Below are 2,976 nucleotides of genomic sequence, written 5' to 3' on the forward strand. Positions count from 1 at the left end.
ATAGGGAGTGGTTTAATTGAATGGCTACAGGCTGCTAGAAAAAGACATAGTAATATCGGCAGAGATTGTAATATTTTCACAATGTTGAATTTAGTTGTTTAGTCCTGCAAATATAACAGTGCGATTCTTTTTAAGAGCTAACAAGAGTCAATATTTAGCAAAAAGAAAAGCAAAGCCTAATATTTAGCTTTGCTTCTCATTGTTTGTAATCATTGTTATCTATTTCTCTCTAAAGTTTGTGCTGTCGAATATTTTATTGGCATTAGCGGCAATAAAGCCCGAAAATAGTTGACCATTGGCGTCTGGATAACGGATAGCAAACTCGTAGAAACAAGCAGGAACTTCGTATGTTCCTTCCTCAAATTCCATTTGAATCATCTCGGCAAGAGTTGAAGACTGTTGAAGGAAACTCTCTGGAACTCCCTTTATTTCGCCTCCTGTTGTATTCATTTCGTAGCCACTGTCTTTAATAAATTGATTGACCTTTTCTATGGTGTTGTATTTCTTAAGGGCATTAATACTCACTGTAAAATGGTTGGGTCTAAAACCGTGAATGTATAACCATGCGGCATATTCCGATTCTTTACGAAGAAATTGATAATCGGCATAAGATGGTTTTCCCCAAACACAGCCTTTATGTATTAAATCGGGATCGGCATAATAGGCATTGCCTACCGAATTGATTCTTCTTTTGACAGTCTTTTGAAATTCCTCTGAAAATTCAGATAGGATTAATTCAGAGATAAATACGCGTGGAGCATTTTCGATTGTAGGATGTTCAAGGTGAATGGCATTCAAATGTTTATCTTCAAATTTATATTCTCCTTTTTGCTCATAGCCGAGCTTAATGAATTTTTTCGATAGGACTTTAATATTCATTCTGGGATCATCGAAAGTTCTGAAAGCGATATGGTCATTAATAACTTGCTCATTTTCTTTTGTAAACAAGTCGTGTATAGCTTGCGCTGAAGGATTTTGTAAGGTGTAATTCTTCCAAAGGGTATTGAATACGTCTATTTGCATGGTGTGTGAATTATTTTGGTTAGTTATTAGAGAATCGTTTTAGAGTTCGTTTGTTTAGTCTTTGGCGAGAACGCTTTCAATACAGTGTTTCATTTTTTGATAGGTTCTGTCGATATTATCGTCTAAACCAATTGATATACGAACCAGTCCATGGGTAAGCCCCATCATTGTTCTTTCCTCTTCAGGGATTTCAGAGGAGGTGCTGTGACCGGGAGCACTAAACAGGGTTTTATATGCCCCCAGGCTAACGGCCAGATAGCCAACATTGGCTTCCTGCATGCTTTCCATAAATCGGTCGGCCTTTTCTTTTTCTTTCAAATCGATCACCATTAGTCCGCCTGAACCGTATTTAGAATGCGATATTTCTTTTATAAGAGCGTGCTGAGGATGATTATCCAAACCCGGGTAGATAATCCTGTAACCATCCGCTGTCAGCTTTTCAGACAGGCTTAAAGCGTTGTGGGCATGTTGTTGCATTCTAATCGGCAGTGTCCTCATGTTTTTGAGAATGCTGGCAGATCGATGCGTATCTAAAACGGGGCCCAGAAGCATTGCAGCTCCTGAGCTAACTTCGTAGAGCAAATTGATAAACTCGTGGCTTGCACAGACCGCGCCAGCTACACAATCGCTCATCCCATTAATGAATTTGGTCAGGCTGTGAACCACAATATCAGCTCCCAAATGAGCCGGCGTAAAAATTAGGGGGGAAAAGGTATTGTCAACCACCAGCAGGCAGTTGTTGGCTTTGGCTATTTTTGACATTTCCCGAATGTCGGTGATTTCCAGAAGAGGATTGCTTATGGTTTCGCAATAGATCAGCTTGGTGCGCTTACTGACGGCATTGGCAACTTCCTCAGGTTTTGTGGTATTCACAAATTTTGTTGTGATGCCGAATTTAGGCAGGAAGTTTTTTAATAGGGCGTAGCTTCCTCCATAGATGGTTCTGCTTGAAACAATTTCGTCACCAGCCTGGCATATTTGCATGATTGTGGAACTGATAGCCGCCATACCCGAAGAGGTAACCAAAGCACTTTCGGTATCTTCCATTTGTGCAAGGGCTTTTGAAAGGTAATGATTGCTGGGATTCCAATGTCGGGAGTATAGGTAACATCCTTCTTTTTTCCCTTCAAATACATCGGACATGGTTTGGGCTTGCAGAAAGGTAAAGGTTGATGAGTCGCATATAGAAGGGTTAACGCCACCAAACTCTCCAAAGAATTGCAAATCCTGTATACGATCTGCGGATTTAAAATCTTTCATCTGTAGTAAAGTCTTAGTATATAATTATTTCCTATTAAAAATGGGAAATAAAATCCAATAAAAGATATTTGAGTCCGAATTATTTAAAATAGTTTATAAGAGAAATTGAATTTAATGAAAAATAATAGAGAGGGATGAGGGGCTGGTATAAAATGAAAAAACTCAGGTCCCCACCTGAGTTTTCAACTAACCTAAATCTAACCTATGAAAAACTTACTGAGCTTTTTGGAGTTGGCTCAGCTCTAATTTTTGAAAAAATTAGCTTTTGTTTCTACACTACAAATATAGCTGTTTCTTTAGTTAAGGAGAGTCAACACAAGTTAAAGAAGGTTAAGCTTTCGTTTATACGAGTTCTTAATGGTAAAATTTGAAACGATTGTGGCTAGAGAAATAAGTGGAATATCTTTTAATAAAAAAAACCTCCGACTCAAAAGAATCGAAGGCTTATATTTTGGCGGTCTGGACGAGACTCGAACTCGCGACCCCATGCGTGACAGGCATGTATTCTAACCAACTGAACTACCAAACCAAAATGTGTGATTTGTTTATTTAAAGAGTAACGAATCAAAACTCTTATTTTGGCGGTCTGGACGAGACTCGAACTCGCGACCCCATGCGTGACAGGCATGTATTCTAACCAACTGAACTACCAAACCAAAATGTGTGATTTGTTTATTTAAAGAGTAACGAATC

Annotated in this window: 2 protein-coding genes and 2 tRNA genes; all 4 read right to left on the reverse strand. The window is 38.7% G+C overall.

The window, feature by feature from the left end:
• Positions 1 to 219 precede the first annotated feature (219 nt).
• Positions 220 to 1,023, reverse strand: a complete 804-nt coding sequence (locus ABY905_RS15775; RefSeq protein ID WP_372645600.1) for a DUF1338 domain-containing protein — start codon at positions 1,021 to 1,023, stop codon at positions 220 to 222.
• Between the two features lie 54 nt (positions 1,024 to 1,077).
• On the reverse strand, positions 1,078 to 2,283 hold the full coding sequence (locus tag ABY905_RS15780) for an aminotransferase class I/II-fold pyridoxal phosphate-dependent enzyme (RefSeq protein WP_372645602.1): 1,206 nt from the start codon (positions 2,281 to 2,283) through the stop codon (positions 1,078 to 1,080).
• A gap of 452 nt (positions 2,284 to 2,735) precedes the next feature.
• A tRNA-Asp gene (locus ABY905_RS15785) sits at positions 2,736 to 2,812 on the reverse strand.
• Between the two features lie 50 nt (positions 2,813 to 2,862).
• A tRNA-Asp gene (locus ABY905_RS15790) sits at positions 2,863 to 2,939 on the reverse strand.
• Positions 2,940 to 2,976 lie beyond the last annotated feature (37 nt).

Origin of the sequence: Ancylomarina sp. (assembly GCF_041555295.1) — a bacterium.
Taxonomy (GTDB): Bacteria; Bacteroidota; Bacteroidia; order Bacteroidales; family Marinifilaceae; genus Ancylomarina.

Coding starts and splice junctions, on each gene's coding strand:
- ABY905_RS15780 (WP_372645602.1), bottom strand. CDS start 2,283: ATGAAAGATTTTAAATCCGCAGATCGTATACAGGATTTGCAATTCTTT.
- ABY905_RS15775 (WP_372645600.1), bottom strand. CDS start 1,023: ATGCAAATAGACGTATTCAATACCCTTTGGAAGAATTACACCTTACAA.